General features: G+C 41.0%; 14 protein-coding genes and 1 pseudogene. 9 read left to right on the top strand and 6 right to left on the bottom strand.

Annotation, left to right across the window (positions count from 1 at the left end):
* The first annotated feature begins 28 nt into the window (after window positions 1-28).
* The 4 genes from ND6B_RS16010 (at window position 29) to ND6B_RS16025 (ending at window position 3,593) form a co-directional block, all read left to right on the top strand.
* Complete coding sequence (locus ND6B_RS16010) at window positions 29-550, top strand: DUF4124 domain-containing protein (protein ID WP_033102721.1); 522 nt, start codon at window positions 29-31, stop codon at window positions 548-550.
* 81 nt (window positions 551-631) lie between these two features.
* On the top strand, window positions 632-1,702 hold the full coding sequence (gene glnL, locus ND6B_RS16015) for a nitrogen regulation protein NR(II) (protein WP_033102720.1): 1,071 nt from the start codon (window positions 632-634) through the stop codon (window positions 1,700-1,702).
* Window positions 1,703-1,717: 15 nt separating this feature from the next.
* On the top strand, window positions 1,718-3,103 hold the full coding sequence (ntrC, locus tag ND6B_RS16020; RefSeq protein WP_008108382.1) for a nitrogen regulation protein NR(I): 1,386 nt from the start codon (window positions 1,718-1,720) through the stop codon (window positions 3,101-3,103).
* A 31-nt stretch (window positions 3,104-3,134) separates the two neighbouring features.
* A complete protein-coding gene (locus ND6B_RS16025) occupies window positions 3,135-3,593 on the top strand; it encodes a Crp/Fnr family transcriptional regulator (protein ID WP_013463792.1) in 459 nt (152 codons plus the stop codon).
* Between the two features lies 1 nt (window position 3,594).
* Here ND6B_RS16025 and ND6B_RS16030 read toward each other — a convergent pair whose 3' ends face one another.
* Together ND6B_RS16030 and ND6B_RS19530 are read right to left on the bottom strand one after the other, a co-directional pair.
* Window positions 3,595-4,260, bottom strand: a complete 666-nt coding sequence (locus tag ND6B_RS16030) for a hypothetical protein (RefSeq protein ID WP_033102719.1) — start codon at window positions 4,258-4,260, stop codon at window positions 3,595-3,597.
* A gap of 56 nt (window positions 4,261-4,316) precedes the next feature.
* Window positions 4,317-4,595: pseudogene (locus tag ND6B_RS19530) on the bottom strand (hypothetical protein).
* Between the two features lie 244 nt (window positions 4,596-4,839).
* On the opposite strand from ND6B_RS19530, the gene ND6B_RS16035 reads away from it, so the two are divergent.
* From ND6B_RS16035 to ND6B_RS16050, 4 genes are all read left to right on the top strand, one after another.
* Complete coding sequence (locus ND6B_RS16035) at window positions 4,840-5,223, top strand: RNA-binding S4 domain-containing protein (RefSeq protein WP_013463789.1); 384 nt, start codon at window positions 4,840-4,842, stop codon at window positions 5,221-5,223.
* 96 nt (window positions 5,224-5,319) lie between these two features.
* Complete coding sequence (locus ND6B_RS16040; protein ID WP_033102718.1) at window positions 5,320-5,748, top strand: hypothetical protein; 429 nt, start codon at window positions 5,320-5,322, stop codon at window positions 5,746-5,748.
* A 199-nt stretch (window positions 5,749-5,947) separates the two neighbouring features.
* On the top strand, window positions 5,948-8,692 hold the full coding sequence (gene acnA, locus ND6B_RS16045) for an aconitate hydratase AcnA (RefSeq protein ID WP_033102717.1): 2,745 nt from the start codon (window positions 5,948-5,950) through the stop codon (window positions 8,690-8,692).
* 159 nt (window positions 8,693-8,851) lie between these two features.
* Entirely contained in the window at window positions 8,852-9,088 is a 237-nt protein-coding gene (locus tag ND6B_RS16050; protein WP_024601183.1) for a hypothetical protein, read from the top strand.
* Between the two features lie 10 nt (window positions 9,089-9,098).
* Here the strand turns inward: ND6B_RS16050 and ND6B_RS16055 are convergent, their stop codons facing one another.
* The 4 genes from ND6B_RS16055 to ND6B_RS16070 all read right to left on the bottom strand — a co-directional run bounded on the left by ND6B_RS16055 (window position 9,099) and on the right by ND6B_RS16070 (window position 14,123).
* Window positions 9,099-9,629, bottom strand: coding sequence for a DUF4124 domain-containing protein (locus ND6B_RS16055; protein WP_013463785.1), 531 nt, complete (start codon window positions 9,627-9,629; stop codon window positions 9,099-9,101).
* Window positions 9,630-9,765: 136 nt separating this feature from the next.
* Entirely contained in the window at window positions 9,766-10,506 is a 741-nt protein-coding gene (locus ND6B_RS16060) for a phosphoadenylyl-sulfate reductase (protein ID WP_028835921.1), read from the bottom strand.
* A gap of 42 nt (window positions 10,507-10,548) precedes the next feature.
* On the bottom strand, window positions 10,549-12,246 hold the full coding sequence (gene cysI / locus ND6B_RS16065; RefSeq protein ID WP_028835920.1) for an assimilatory sulfite reductase (NADPH) hemoprotein subunit: 1,698 nt from the start codon (window positions 12,244-12,246) through the stop codon (window positions 10,549-10,551).
* A gap of 62 nt (window positions 12,247-12,308) precedes the next feature.
* Window positions 12,309-14,123 carry an assimilatory sulfite reductase (NADPH) flavoprotein subunit gene (locus ND6B_RS16070; RefSeq protein ID WP_033102716.1) on the bottom strand — a complete coding sequence of 605 codons (1,815 nt, stop codon included), beginning with the start codon at window positions 14,121-14,123 and terminating at the stop codon, window positions 12,309-12,311.
* A 298-nt stretch (window positions 14,124-14,421) separates the two neighbouring features.
* Here ND6B_RS16070 and ND6B_RS16075 point away from each other — a divergent pair, with 298 nt between their 5' ends.
* On the top strand, window positions 14,422-16,035 hold the full coding sequence (locus ND6B_RS16075; protein WP_033102715.1) for an endonuclease: 1,614 nt from the start codon (window positions 14,422-14,424) through the stop codon (window positions 16,033-16,035).
* The last annotated feature ends 20 nt before the right edge of the window (window positions 16,036-16,055 follow it).

The following is a 16,055-nucleotide window of genomic DNA, read 5'->3' as shown; positions in this document are numbered from 1 at the left end:
GTTAGTTTAAACAATGCAGGATAGCTGGATGGTAGGTAAGATTTTGTTGATATTAATAGCTTTAATGTTAAGCCTTAATAGCCATGCGAGCGATAAAAAAATTTACGCATGGAAAGACAAAAATGGGGTGTTGGTTTTTTCAGATACTCCTCAGCCAGGCGCTAAAGAGGTTAAACTCACGAGCCAACATCTCAGCATGCCCGCTACAAACACTGATATTCTTGATACTGCTCCTACTAAAACAGCAGTAAAGTTTAGTATTAGTATTTCATCGCCTGAACCACACCAAACTATAAGAGAAAACACGGGCTCTGTGTATGTCTCTACCCGTATTGCCCCTCGATTTGAAGCTGGATTTACCATTGGTTTATTTTTAAATGGCGTTGCCATTGGTGAACCTAGTGACACCACTACACTGGCGTTAAGAGATGTGGAGCGAGGCCAACACACACTGCAAGTTAAACTTTATAATAAACAAAATCAGGTAATTGCAACCAGTCCTGACAGTGTATTTTTTATGCACCGTAAAGGCCTTAACATAGGTCGATAATTACAATTAAGTACGCGTGTTTAGCGTATATTTTTCTAAAAACCTTGCCTACCTTCCCAGGCGCACTAAAATGGTGCAATGATGATTAATAAAACACATTTTACCCCAGAGCTACTGAATATAATTTGGCAAAACCAAACCACCGCCCTGATGTTACTCAATGAAAGCTTTCAGCTTATTTACGCTAACACCAGTGCCAGTGAATTACTTGGCTTAGGCGAAAAACGTTTGCTAGGGCAAGCATTCGACGATTTATTTAACTACCATTCTATCGACTTAAAACGCATTGCACAGTACTCGTTAGTAGATGGTGTAGACTGCCACCAGCATAGAGCTGACGTGGTGTTTATCGATTCTCGCCATGCAAAATTAGCGGTAAGTACTCGGCGAATAAAACATAACGACACCTATTATATTTTATTTGAATGTCGACAAACCGATGACGAAATAAAGCACGATCAGGTCTCAAATCAAATGCATCAATACCAAGCTGCACGTAACTTAATTCGCGGTTTAGCCCATGAAATTAAAAACCCGCTGGGTGGAATTCGCGGGGCGGCGCAATTATTGCAGTATGAGGGTGATCAACAAGAAAGAGATCAATGTGCAGAACTGATAATTGAACAAGCCGATCGGTTGCGTGAATTAGTTGATAGACTCCTTGGGCCTAACCAACTACCGCAAAAATCGTATGGCAATATACATCAAACATTAGAGTCGGTTGTTAAACTCAGTACGTTAGATAACAACCGCGATATTCGGTTAGTTAAAGACTACGACCCGAGTATTCCTGATGTTTATATTGATCAGAGCAAAGTTCAACAAGTGGTGCTTAATATTGTGCGTAATGCGCAACAGGCATTGGTAGATGGTGGCGAAATAAAAATAAAAACACGGATTAATTATCAGCATCGTCGTCCGGGAAAAGCCCCTAAAAAGGCATTGCTTATTCAAGTAATGGATAACGGCCCAGGTATTGATGCTAATTTACGCGACACCTTATTTTACCCTATGACCACTAATAAAGAAGGTGGCTCGGGACTTGGATTATCTATAGCGCAAACCTTGATTGATCAACATGATGGCTATATCGAATGCGATAGTTGGCCAGGACATACTGAATTTAATATTTATCTGCCATTTACAGATTAATACTTTGGAGTTTGCATGAAAACAGCTTGGCTTGTAGATGATGATGCCTCAATTCGCTTTGTACTAGAAAAAGCACTGACTCGCGCAGGGTTTGAAGTAGAAAGCTTTGCAGATGCGCAAAACGTTCTTAATGCACTAAAATTTAGTCAACCCAGTGTGTTAATTTCAGATGTACGAATGCCTGGCATGGACGGGATGGCGTTACTTGAGCTAATAGCTGAGCAAACCCCTGGTCTACCCGTTATTATTATGACCGCACACTCTGATTTAGACTCAGCGGTTAATGCTTTTCAAAAAGGTGCGTTTGAGTACTTAGCTAAACCGTTTGATTTAAATGAAGCCGTTGCGCTAGTTGAAAGCGCCTATCGTGCTAATTCGACCAAAAAAACCAAACGAAAAACCGCCCCGCCAAAAAGTGCCCATATTATTGGCGAAGCCCCTGCTATGCAGGAAGTGTTTCGTGCCATAGGTAAGCTGTCAGCATCAAGTATGAGCGTACTCATCAACGGTGAGTCAGGAACCGGTAAAGAGTTGGTTGCCAGCGCCCTGCACAATCATAGCCCGCGTAAAGAAAACCAATTTATTGCTCTTAATATGGCCGCTATTCCTAAAGAGTTAGTTGAGTCTGAATTATTTGGCCATGAAAAAGGCGCTTTTACGGGGGCCGATAGCGTGCGTAAAGGGCGCTTTGAACAAGCCAATGGCGGTACCTTATTTTTGGATGAAATAGGTGATATGCCACTTGATGTACAAACCCGCTTGTTACGCGTATTAGCCGATGGCGAGTTTTACCGCGTTGGCGGCCATCAAAGTATAAAAGTGGATGTGCGCATCATTGCTGCCACTCACCAAAATTTAGAAGAGCTGGTAAAACAAGGTAAGTTTAGAGATGACTTATTTCATCGTTTAAACGTGGTTCGCTTACGCTTGCCGGCTCTACGCGAGCGCCCCGAAGACATAGAACGCTTAGCGCTACACTTTTTACATAAAAGTGCAAAAGACCTGCAAGTAGATAGTAAAGTACTTAGCCCTAAAGCGATTAAACAACTGTGTTTATTTAATTGGCCAGGAAATGTTCGCCAGCTTGAAAACACCTGTCGATGGTTAACCGTAATGGCACCTGGGGAGCTGATTGGTGAGCAAGATTTACCCCCTGAAATTATTGATAATGCCGCCGCAACTCAAGAAGGCGATTGGCTAGATTCATTTCAGCAATGGCTTAATCAAGAGTTTAAACAAGGTAAAGAAAATATTTGGCCGGATATTCAAGCCCAGCTGGAAACCCGCTTAATAAAAACAGCACTCGCTAATTGTTCAGGCCATAAGCAAGAAGCCGCGGTAAAAATTGGTTGGGGTCGCAATACGTTGACCCGTAAATTAAAAGAGCGCAATATTAGCTGATATTTTATAAGGCTAGCGCCCTAGGTTATTGATGAAGTTAATTGAAAACATCCCTTTGTTTAAGCAAATGGAAATTATAAATCGCTTAGAATTCTTTAAAGAGTTCACGCTTAATGAACGTCAAATTCTTTTAGAGTCGTTTGGATTATTATACTTAGTAAGTAAAAATCAGTTTTTATTTAAAGAGTTTGATAATGACAAGCGACTTTTTATTGTCCTCAGTGGCTCTTTGATGGTGTTTAAGCATAGTCACCTACTGGAACTGGGTAGTATAGAGCCTGGTGAATTTATTGGTGAAGGCGCGTTTATTAATAACCGAGAGCGCAGCATTAATGCACGCGCCAAAGAAAATGCCATCGTACTGGCTATTACTGCCGATGCCCTTACCCGCCTACCTAATGTTATACGCGAAAAAATTAAAGACCGTATTATTGAAGGAATGAGCCTGCGCATAGCTAAACTAAGCGAACATATAGAAACCCACGGTTAAATCAGTCCATATAAACAATTTGTAGTGAGCAATCAAGCCAACCTGGGGTGTTAACGCTTGCGGTATATGTGTAGGTATCTGACGGCTTGGCGCCAAAGGGGGTATTTACAAGCGGCTGCGAATGACTGTATGTTTGCGAATAGTCTTTAAAATAAACAACAACATAACCATATAAATATTCCCAGTTTAGCCTCACGATTGCGCCACTTGGTAATGTAAACTCAACAGCTTCATTTGCAAATTTGACTGCTAAATCATTGTATTTATCTTCGCTGCAATGAGTTGTTCTCAGCTGTTTAGGCATAACAAAATTTCTATTGGCATCAGCATTTTTTAAATAAAAGCCTATATTGCCATCACCATAAAAATGATTTGAACGACTTGTATAATTAACTTGTGGCGCGTACCCTAGCTCTTGCATTATAGCTGCAAGTTGCTCCGTCTCTTTGGGGTAAATTTTATCGCTTGAGAGTATTAATGTGGCCTCACCAAAATCTGATGGGATTGCTAGTTCTACATATTCATAGGGAAGAGTTTGTGCATTTAGTGCAGCATCTAGCTGGTTGCGCTGTTCACCTTGCAAGTTTTCAATAAAAACATAAACAGTAGGTCGCTGGCACGCAGCTAATAAAAACACCAATACACATATTAAAATTCCATTTTTCATTATCACCCCCAATCGATTACAAGCGTAGTCTATAAGGGGTGATTTAAAATGGCAATTTAATTTATTTGGTTATTTAACCATGCATCAACACTCTGGCGATTATAAAGTACTTCATTAAATAAACGATGTCGTTCAAATACCAGCTCGCTTTGTTTGGTTTTAAGCCCGCTGACTAACTGACTATGGGTGTCATTAAACTTGGAGATAACTGAAAAACCACGCTCAGTGTCTTCTTATACCTGCTGAGCCAAATGCTTTCTAACATCATCAGCAGTTAACATATCTGAATTGTCTAAGCCCATTAGCTCTTTTTTCATCGCTAATCTTATGCCCATGTTTTACTCCACTGTTTATATTCAATCTCTTTTTACGACAGATATTGGCAATAAGCGCGCCAATGTGTAATTTTTTTCACGCGAAGTGTAGTCTTGAATTACTTCAGTTTTTTTAAAGACAAATGAAAGAGGTAAAAAGTTTCATAAAAAATGCACAATCATCGCATCTAACAAACGCACTTTGGTGCAAAATAACCAGCTAGCCTTTATACTACAGCTAATGCCACCCCCACAGAGAAACATGATGAACGAAGAATATATAGAAATTGAATTAGAAGAAGAGCCTATAGAGCTTTGTAAATTATTAAAAGTATTAGATCTAGTTGAAGGTGGTGGCCAAGCAAAAAATCTAATTAGCGGTGGCTATGTAGGTGTTAACCATGAAATTTGTACAATTAAACGGAAAAAATTATACAGTGGCGATGTTCTTACATTTGATGGCGAGTTGTTCCAACTGACGCTAAGTGAAGATGCAACTCCTGCAGAGCGTCCTGTTATTGATGAAACAGTTACAGCAGAAAAAGCCGCGCCAGTAGCAACAACAGAGCCGGCTAAAAATAAGCGCAAACGTACTAAAAAACCTAAAGTGGATGAAAAAACGGGTCGTCGTCCTATTTCGTTTGGCTAACATTCGCTTACGTCATATGTGTTATTAAAAGCCAGTTTGCATCACTGGCTTTTTTATTCTTTAATAGAATATCAATAATAAAAAATCGATGCTTACATGTCAGAAAACACTGCAAACCGCTGGATAAAACCCGTACTCATCACCGCCCTGTTATGGAATATATTAGGTGTTTTTGCATTTATCATGCAGCTATTATTAACACCCGAAATGGTAAGTAAACTCCCACAAGAACAACAACTTGCTTATAACAGCCAACCTCTATGGGCTACTTTAGCGTTTGCTATTGCAGTATTTGGCGGCGCATTAGGGTGCGTACTTTTATTATTCAAAAAGTCACTAGCCGCATTAACATTAATAATCTCTTTGGCAGCGGTTTTAGCTCAGCAATACTATAATTTTATGATTATTAATAGCATCAGCTTGTTTGGTGTTAGCGCTATTTTTATGCCTATTGCAGTGACCTTAATTGCGATTGCATTGGTGTATTTAAGTTTCCACTTAAAACAACAGGACTACTTTAAATAACACTTTTTTGAGTTTAGTTTTGTGGCCAATTATTACTCAGAGCATCCCTTGAATTTTAACTTTTGGCCTTCATCTCTATTTATATAACAGTCAAAAAAATTACACTGCATGGTATTTTTTATCATGGTACACAGTTTGCAAACTACTACAGAGGTCACTTTTTCAAGAATATCAATCTAATTTATTGAAGGGACAAATAATGAAAAATAGTTTCGACACCCAACAACAGCTTACTATCAATGGCGAGCAATATCATATTAACTCGCTCATGGGACTTGGCGATAAAGCCAAACGCCTGCCTTTTTCGTTAAAAATATTACTAGAAAATTTATTGCGTAATGAAGATGGTGTGAATATTAAAGAGCAAGATATTCAGGCACTACTAGATTGGGATCCAAAGGCTAAGCCCTCGGCCGAAGTAGCCTTCACCCCTGCCCGCGTAGTAATGCAAGATTTTACCGGTGTCCCTGCTATTGTTGACTTAGCCGCCATGCGTGATGCGATGGAAAAGCTTGGTGGCGATCCTGCAAAAATAAATCCGCTTTCTCCGGCTGAACTGGTGATCGATCACTCAGTACAAGTGGATGGTTACGGTAAAGATGGCTCATTCGACTTAAATTCAAAACTAGAATATGAACGTAATAAAGAGCGCTACGAGTTTTTACGTTGGGGTCAAACTGCATTTGATAATTTAAAAGTGGTGCCACCAGCCACAGGTATTGTCCATCAAGTAAATTTAGAATACTTAGCACGTGTAGTATTTAATGATACAAAAAACGGTAAATCGTTAGCCTATCCAGATACACTGGTTGGTACTGATTCTCACACAACCATGATCAACGGCCTAGGCGTACTCGGTTGGGGTGTAGGCGGTATTGAAGCCGAAGCCGCAATGCTTGGCCAACCTATTAGCTTGCTTATCCCACAGGTTGTGGGTGTTAAATTAAATGGTCGCTTACCTGAGGGCACTACAGCAACCGATTTAGTACTTACTGTTACTGAAATGCTGCGTAACCACGGTGTGGTAGGTAAGTTTGTTGAGTTTTATGGTGACGGGCTTGCCGACTTACCACTGGCCGACAGAGCGACTATTGCCAACATGGCACCGGAATATGGCGCAACCTGTGGTATTTTCCCTATTGATGATGAAACGATTAATTACTTACGCTTAACTAATCGCGATGAAAAGCAGCTTAAACTGATTGAAGATTACGCAAAACATCAAGGTTTATGGCGTAATGATGGCGATGAAGCACATTATACCGATAAGCTAGAACTAACTTTAGATGATGTAGTACCAAGTCTTGCTGGCCCGAAACGTCCACAAGACAGAATCACACTGGATAAAGCCGGTGATGTTATTGGTCAACACTTAAAAGACTTCCAAGACGAACGTATGGCACGTCGAGATAAAAGCGATGAAGAGCAAGCGCGTATTGAAAGTGAAGGCCCTACTACCAATCCTGACGAACCCACTGATGAAGCGCAGTTTATGGGCGCAGCAAAAGTTAACTTTAATGGCCAAGAGTTTGAATTAAACGATGGCGCCTGCGTCATTGCTGCAATCACAAGCTGTACTAATACCTCTAATCCAAGCGTAATTTTAGCGGCAGGATTAGTGGCTCAAAAAGCACGTCAATTAGGTATTAATGTAAAACCTTGGGTTAAAACGTCTTTAGCACCAGGTTCGCAGGTGGTTACCGATTACCTTGAAAAAGCAGGGTTAATGGATGATCTTGATGCGCTTGGTTTTAACTTAGTTGGTTATGGCTGTACCACCTGTATTGGTAACTCAGGCCCATTAGCGGATGAAATTTCAGAAGCTATTCAAAAACATAAACTAATTGTAAGCTCTATTTTGTCGGGTAACCGTAACTTTGAAGGGCGTATTCACCAAGACGTTAAAATGAACTTCCTCGCGTCGCCACCACTTGTAGTAGCTTATGCTATAGCAGGTAGAACCGATATTGATGTATACAACGAACCACTTGCGCAAGATAAGCATGGTAACGATATATACCTTAAAAATATTTGGCCAAGCGTTAAAGAAGTGAGTGAACTTGTAAAAAATACGGTAACTAAAGAAATGTTCGAAAAAAGCTACGCTAATGTTTACGATGGCGACAGTCGCTGGCAAAAAATTCAAATACCTGATGGTAAGCTTTACGATTGGGATGCTGCCTCGACTTATATCAAAAAAGCGCCATTCTTTGATGGTATGAGTGTTGAACCACCGGGGATCCCAAAAATAGAAGGTGCGCGCTGTCTAGCTAAACTAGGCGATTCAGTGACTACCGATCATATTTCACCAGCAGGTGCGATTAAAGCGGAGGCACCCGCAGGACTTTATCTACAAGAAAATGGGGTAGAAAAAGCACAGTTTAATTCTTATGGTTCTCGCCGTGGTAATCACGAAGTCATGATGCGTGGTACATTTGCTAATGTGCGCCTTAAAAACTTACTCGCCCCCGGTACTGAGGGCGGTGTCACTCGCACTCAACCTGACGATAAGCTAGAGAGTATTTATGATGCGGCAATGGCATATCAAGAGAGTGGAACACCATTAGTGGTTCTAGCAGGTAAAGAATATGGTACCGGCTCCTCACGAGATTGGGCTGCAAAAGGCTCATTACTACTCGGTATTAAAGCTGTGATAGCACAAAGCTATGAGCGTATTCACCGCTCGAACCTGATTGGTATGGGCGTATTACCTTTACAATTTAAAGAGGGTGAAAGCCATGAATCATTGGGCTTAACGGGGCAAGAACAATTTGATATTCAAGGTTTATACGACAAAACCGACGAAGTCAGTGTCATTGCCACTAACAGTGAAGGTAAACAAGTTAGTTTTAGTGCCGATGTGCGTATTGATACCCCTAAAGAGTGGGATTACTACAAACATGGCGGGATTTTGCAGTACGTATTACGCAATATGCTCGACTAACTAGCCATTAAACAATGGTAGCTTAAAAGCCTAGCTCAGCAATGAGCTGGGCTTTTTTACATTCGCTATAGAAGTAAATATTGATACACCCTTGCGCTAAATCAATGTTGCTCTATCAAGATACCATACACTAAGAAGACACGCTGCGCAGAGGTCGCCATGTCTTCAATAGTAATGATAAGACTACTTAAAACATCTATTTTGCTTGGATTATGCCTGATTGTGACGGGCCATGTATTAATTGTATCGAGCTACTTTACCAGCCAGTACGGTATTAAAGGCATTATTACTGCAGCAGCGTGCATTGCAATTGGTGTGTTTTTATCACTGCCAACTAAAATTTATTTAACCATATTATTAATGGAAGCAGAAAAGCGCTACTTGAAATCGCAGTAACCGTCTAGGGCTAAAAGCCGCTGAAACTTTCGACTTCTTTACTGCGTTGCTCAATTCTCTTTTTGGCTTTTTCAGCATCTTCAAACAACTTATTGATTGACTCACTGTTGTATATTTCAGGCGCTCGCTGAGGAAAAGGTTTTGCTGCAGATTTAGCACTGCCACTTAATATAGCTGTATCTTCGGCTACCACAACATTAATATCTGCAGGATCAAGATGCACTTCAATACTCTTGCCATTTTTATTTGGCACATCGGAGAAATGCCACTGCCCTTGCTCATCTTGCCACTTATAAATTTTACTTTGAGAGTCAGATGCTAACGGTGACGATGTGATTTTATCTCCTACTTTTTTAAGCTCAAGTGTGAGCTGTTCGAATGTATTAGATGAAAGCGCTACCACTTTATCTTTAATAGAAAAAGATTCATTTTTAATCAATGAGCTGGTGAGCCAAGGTTGCCCATTTGGCTTTTTAAGATAAAACAAAGAGATAAGAGCAATGACCATTACTGATATTGCTAAGTAGGTAAAGTATTTCATAGCGTTCCTGCTGTAAATTTAATCCTTTATTATCATTAATATAATAAAAAAACAGCAGTCAGGCAATTATTTTCCACAAAATAAAAACGCAGCTTTAGCTGCGTTTTTAAATTTATAGCTTTGAATAATAAGGTAATTAAATTCCATCACCATCAATATGTAAGCCACACTCACGGTTCAACCCAAAAAAGCGAGTTTCTTCTTCGCTCATACCTGGCTCTAATTTACGCGTAGTATGTACATCACCCATCGACACATAGCCTTGCTCCCATAACGGGTGATATGGCAGGTCATGTTTAGTGAGGTATTGGTACACATCACGATTGTTCCACTCAATAATAGGGTACACTTTTACTGTACCCCGGCTTATTTCTAAAACTTGTTTTTCAGCACGGCTCGACGATTGATCTCGACGCAAGCCACTAAACCAAGTGCTCGCGTTAAGCTCTTTTAAAGCACGCGTCATTGGCTCTACTTTATTGAGCTGGTTGTATTGCTTAATACCTTCTTCACCAAGCTCCCATAGTTTTCCAAATTTAGCCTCTTGCCATGCAGGGCTCAACTGCGCTTTATACACTTTTAAGTTAAGTGATAAACGCTCGCTCATCTGATCGATAAACTGATAGGTTTCTGGAAATAGATAACCCGTGTCTGTTAATACAACAGGTATATCGGGGCGCTGTGATGTCATTAAATGCAACATTACCGCTGCTTGAATACCAAAACTCGATGATAAAAACGCGGTGTCAGGCAAGTGCTCTAGCGCCCATGCAACGCGCTGCTCAGCATTCATGTTAGCCAGCAAACCATTCGCATCAGCTAACATAGCCTGTTGACTTTGCTTATCTAGCTGTAATATGTTTTTAAATTCACTCATGGTCAATTTTAAACCTCACCAGCGCGGTGCGCTGCTTTTAAATTATGCGTAAAAATCGGTAACAGATACTTTTACTTCTGCAACAATACCCTTGCGAATAACAAAATCACCAAAGCATTCGCCTTCATTGCGCTCACTAACCCATTGCCCAATCAGCTTATCAAATGCCTCTAGGTAAACTTCTTCGCCCACATTTTCAAGATAAAGCTTAGGGATACGCGTACCCTCCGTATTCCCGCCAAGGTAAACATTGTACTTACCTGGGCCTTTACCTACTAATCCAGCTTCAGCTAGCATGGCACGACCACAGCCGTTAGGGCAACCAACCACACGCATAATAATGCTGTCATTTGGTACTCCATGCTTAGCCAATAAGCCTTCTATTTTTTCAATTAAACTCGGTAAGTAACGCTCGGCTTCAGCCATCGCTAAAGGACAAGTGGGCAGTGACACACACGCCATTGAGTTTTTACGTTGCTCAGTGTCTTTGTCATCAATCAAACCGTGTTCACGCGCTATTTTTTCAATGATTGCTTTTTGATCCGCAGGCACACCGGCAATAATTAAGTTTTGATTGGCGGTCATGCGAAAATCACCTTGATGAATTTCTGCAATCTTACGACACCCTGTTTTCAGTGGCTTATTGGGGTAATCTAAAATACGACCACTTTGAATAAAGAGTGTTAAGTGATGTTTACCGTCAATGCCTTCAACCCAACCAATACGATCCCCTCGATGAGTAAACTCATAAGGGCGGCTTGGTGCAAAACTCACGCCTGCACGTTTTTCAACTTCTGCTTTAAATACATCGGACCCAACACGGTCAAGTGTGTATTTAGTTTTTGCGTTTTTACGGTTAGAACGATTACCCCAATCACGTTGCACAGACACTACGTGCTCAGCAATTTTTAAGGTATCTTCAAGGGCAATAAAACCAAAATCATCGGCTTTTCGTGGATACGTTGCAGTATCACCATGGGTCATGGCAAGGCCACCCCCTACTAGCACGTTAAAACCAACTAATTTACCGTTATCAGCAATCGCCACAAAGTTTAAGTCGTTTGCATGAACATCCACTTCATTATTTGGTGGAATTGTTACTGTGGTTTTAAATTTACGCGGTAAATAAGTTGAGCCTAAAATTGGCTCTTCTGTGGTTTCGCTTTTTTCGCCATTGAGCCAAATCTCTGCATACGCTTTGGTTTTAGGTAATAAGTGTTCAGAAATCTTTGCCGCCCACTCATACGCCTCCTGGTGTAACTCAGACTCAACAGGGTTAGTGGTACAAAGTACATTTCGGTTCACGTCACCGGCGGTTGCAATAGAATCAATACCCACGCTATTAAGTAATTGGTGCATACCTTTAATTTCAGGTTTTAATACACCATGAAACTGAAATGTTTGGCGCGTAGTTAAACGAATACTGCCATAGCTGGTTTTCTCCCCAGCAAACTTATCAATTGCTAACCATTGCTCGGGCTTAATAATGCCGCCAGGCATACGTGCACGCAGCATGACATTATGTAGTGGTTCTAGCTTTTGCTTAGCACGCTCGGGACGAATATCGCGGTCATCTTGCTGGTACATGCCATGAAAACGAATTAACTGGAAATTATCGGCAGTAAAACCACCGGTAATTTCATCTTTTAAATCTTGCGCTATAGTGCCGCGTAAAAAGTTACTTTCTCTTTTTAAACGTTCGTTATCAGAAAGCTTTACGGTTTTATCTTGTTCGCTCATTTTAAATCCTAAATTTGTTACAGTGACGGCTGTTAGCTTTTAATAAAATAAACAACGTGCACTTAGTACACGTCTTTCTGATAGCGATTTGCGCTACGCAAATCTTTTAAGTATTGATCGGCTTCTTCATTACTTTTGCCGGTATTTTCTGTGATGATATCAATTAAGGCATTGTGTACATCTTTAGCCATACGGTTTGCATCGCCACACACATAAAAATGAGCACCCGCTTCTAACCAGTCAAACACTTCTTTTGAGTTTTTACGTAACTTATCTTGCACGTAAACTTTTTCTGCTTGATCACGGCTAAACGCCACATCTACTTTACTTAACAAGCCTGATTTTAAGTAACCTTGAATTTCTACTTGGTATAAAAAGTCTTGGGTAAAGTGTGGGTTACCAAAAAACAGCCAGTTTTTACCCGTAGCCTCTCGCGCATCACGCTCTTGTAAAAAGGCACGGAACGGTGCAATACCTGTACCTGGCCCTACCATGATGATCGGTGTGTCATCATTTACTGGTAAGCGGAAGTTGTCGTTATGTTCACTAAATACTTTTACTTTACAGCCTTCTTGCGCACGGCGTGCTAAATAGCCTGAACAGCCACCTAAATGCTCTGTGCCAAACGCTTCAAACTCAACCAATGCAATAGTTAAATGCACTTCGTCCTCAACCTCGCTTTGGCTAGAAGCAATTGAATATAAACGCGCTTGCAATTTACGTAGGCAATCAACCAGTGTTTGCGCCTCTAATTTAGCTGGGTTTTGTGCAACCACATCAAAAATTTGGCGAGGCTCAATGTATTCACGCATTGCGGCTTTATCTTCCACAAGCTTAAGAAGTTCAGGCGTGCCTGTAGCCGTGGCATATTTTTCTACAAAACCAGGGTACGATTGTGTCAGCTCTAGTTTTTCAATTAAGGCATCACGCACGCTGAGTTCTTCATCGCCAAGTTTAACGAGGCTAGTTGGATCAATTTGTGTTTGCGTTAGTAGCTCATCTACACGGGCTTCATCATTTAAAAAGTAAATGCCTAACGAGTCACCCGGCGTATAGGTAATGTCAGAGCCTTCAAGTGAAATTTCAACATGGCGTACATCTTTGGTTGAGTCACGACCGGTAATTTTTTGCACTAAGCTTAGCTCTGCCGCAAACGGATTTTGCTTAGTGTATTGGCTAGCCGCTGTTGTGGGTGTGCCAAATGGCATTGATACAACTTGGCCGCCTGTAGCATCCTGCTGAGCTTTTAAATCTGGTTCAAACGCATTTAACGCGCCCTCAATCCAAGTGGCGGCTTCATCATCGTAATCAACGTCTAGGTCGGCACGTTGATAAATAACCTCTGCACCGAGTTTAGTTAAACGCTCTTCAAAGTCTTTAGCGGTTTGACAGAAAAATTCATAGCTAGAATCACCTAAACCTAATACCGCGACTTTAACGCCATCAAGCTTTGGCGCTTTTTTGGTAATTAAAAATTCGTACAGTGTTTCGGCATCTTCAGGTGGCTCACCTTCACCATAAGTTGATACAACAACGGTTAAAAACTTTTCTTTTTTCAATGCGGTTGGCTTGTAATCTGACATGCTAACCAGCTTTGCAGCTAACCCACGAGATTCAGCTTGCTCTTTAAGCTTAGTCGCCACCGCTTTAGCGTTACCTGTTTGTGAACCATACAAAATAGTAAGTACTGCTGCCTCAGAGGTTGCTGGTGTACCTGCAATTGGCGCACCTAGCGCTGCTGAATTAGCATTAGCAGCCAAATAGCCGCTAACCCACGCTTGCTGAATTGGATTAAGCTCAGCCACTAAACCTTGTAGCTTTTGTACTTGCTCTTGCGAAAGCGGACTTGCTAGCGCATTGAGTTGACCTAACAACATGAATTTTTCCTCATAACCCTGAACGTTAAACACAATGCTTGTTCACATTGTTTAAAATGAGTGCCACCTCATTCAGAAGGTTCTGTTGAGGTTAATTGAGTATGCAGGATAGCCGTCTAAGCATAGATAAAAAAAGAATAGAATCTGCTTTGATATTCCATTTAGTTATTAATCTAGTTAAAAACCAGTGAAATTAACCTAAAGGGTTTTTATTGCCTTTTATGAAATTCTAATTTAACAATTTTGTGACCTTTATGATCTAATGTATATTGCTTAAAACTATAAAATAGGAACACCTATGTTACACGGCATATATAAAAACAAATTACTTTTGAGCGCGTTGTTATTGAGCTCTTTGCCTGCGATGGCTAATGTGGTTAATGGCAACTTTGAACAATGGACAGGCAACACCCCACAAGCATGGACGGTGATTGATAGCGGTATTAACGTATCTGCCAACAGCGCAGTCGTGAGTACAGGCTTACAAGCAGCAGCGATTAGCGTAAATACTGGCACACAAAGTAACACTGACTTTTTACAGCAAGTCGCGGTGGAAATGGGTGAAACTTATGAATTTTCAGTGGATGTGTATCATACCGAAGGTCATCTTAAGGCCCGTTTGTTCATAGATGGTTATCAAGGCTACTCAAACCCTGCTTTAACAAACCAGTGGCAAACCATAACTTACAGCTATACCGCTGATAGTAGTAAAACGATTGATGTCGGTTTACGCTTTTACGATACAAGCGGCTTTGATGGTAGTGAGTTAGTTTATGTTGATAACTTCTTACCTAATAATGATAGCGGCGGCGGTTCTCCAAGCTGCGCAGATAACAGCCTTACTTTTAACCTAACCACAGATAACTACGGCGAAGAAACCAGTTGGCAAATAACACACAACCAAGTCGGTATAGTTGCAAGCGGCAGTGGTTATGCCGCAAATACTCAATACACCGAACAATTATGTTTAACCAATGGCGACTATACATTTACTATTAACGACAGCTACGGCGATGGTATTTGCTGTTCATATGGCAGTGGTAGCTACGCCTTGAATAATGAAGCCACATTGCTTGCCAGTGGATCAAGCTTTCAATCAAGTGAGTCTACCGCATTCTCATTAGGTGAGACTCAGCCAACACCGACGCCAACCGGCTACTATGTGACAACCCAAGGCTTAACTGGATACACGCTAAAAACTGAGCTTTATAACATTATTAATAACCATAACGCTCAAGGGTATTCTGCTATTTGGAGTTTTTACGACGCATCAGCACGCGATAAATACTTTGAAAATGATAATAGTATTTTAGATATGTACAGTGAAAAGCCAAATGGAGTTGATAGCTACACTTATACTGCTGTAAGCGATCAGTGTGGCACCTACAATAGCGAAGCCGATTGTTATAACCGCGAACATTCATTTCCTAAAAGCTGGTTTGGCGGCACCATAGAACCAATGAACTCTGATGTTCATCATATTTACGCCACTGACGGCTATGTAAATTCAAAGCGTAGCAACTTCCCGTTCGGTGAAGTGGCCAGCGCTACGTTTACTTCAACCAATGGCAGTCAATTAGGCTCTGCAAGTAATACGATTAATTACACTGGTACTGTATTTGAGCCTATTGATGAATTTAAAGGTGACTTTGCTCGTGCTTATTTTTACATGGCTACACGCTACCAAAACGTAATCGGCTCTTGGCAAAATAACACCACGGCTAGTAATGCCGTACTTAACGGCTCTAGTAACCAAGTATTTGAAAGCTGGGTTGTGGCCATGCTGTTAAAATGGCATAACAACGACCCCGTTAGCCAAATGGAATTAGACCGCAATCAAGCAGCGTTTGAATTTCAGGGAAATCGTAACCCGTATATCGACCACCCTGAATTTGTAGAAATGATTTGGTAAAAGGGCTTCGGGCTTCGGGC

This window comes from Pseudoalteromonas sp. ND6B (assembly GCF_000764215.1).
Lineage (GTDB): Bacteria > Pseudomonadota > Gammaproteobacteria > Enterobacterales > Alteromonadaceae > Pseudoalteromonas > Pseudoalteromonas tetraodonis.
The sequence above is the reverse complement of the archived record's forward strand: the minus strand, read 5'-3'. Positions and strand labels throughout refer to the sequence as shown.